This window comes from Neisseria sp. P0019.S002, from assembly GCF_051957155.1.
In the GTDB taxonomy this organism is placed as follows: domain Bacteria; phylum Pseudomonadota; class Gammaproteobacteria; order Burkholderiales; family Neisseriaceae; genus Neisseria; species Neisseria perflava.
In genome coordinates this window covers 1-434 of sequence record NZ_JBQCWS010000173.1, presented here as the reverse complement: position 1 = coordinate 434, position 434 = coordinate 1, and the positions used below count along the sequence as shown (strand labels likewise).

1 pseudogene is annotated in these 434 nt (G+C 57.4%); it reads left to right on the top strand.

Annotated elements, in window-relative coordinates:
• A pseudogene (locus tag ACTHTY_RS12155) lies at window positions 1-434 on the top strand (iron chelate uptake ABC transporter family permease subunit); the annotation flags it as partial.

The following is a 434-nucleotide window of genomic DNA, read 5'->3' as shown; positions in this document are numbered from 1 at the left end:
CCCTTAGCCGTAATTGCTCTATCTACTCTAGGCCCTTTCACGCTGTGTCTCCCAGGCGCTGCTTTTCTCGGTGCATTGGGTGTGTGCCTGCTGATTTTGGCGGTGCATAAACTGCTCGGCGGCAGTACTTTGGGATTGCTGGTGTTGGGGTTTGTGTTGAGCGCGTTTTCGGGCGCGGTGGTCAGCATGATTTTGTTTTGATCTGACGATTTGGTATTGCGCAGCGCGACCACATGGCTGTCGGGCAGCCTTGCCGAAGCCGGTTTCTCATCGCCTGTCGCGGCAATCGCGGTCATTTTGCCCGGTTTTCTGATTTTGCTGTCGGCAGGCAGGCGGTTGGACGTTTTAATGACGGGCGAAGACACGGCTGACAGTAGGGGGGTGCCGGTCGGGGCATGGCGTGTGCAAACAGTAAGCGGCGCGGCAGTGATGAC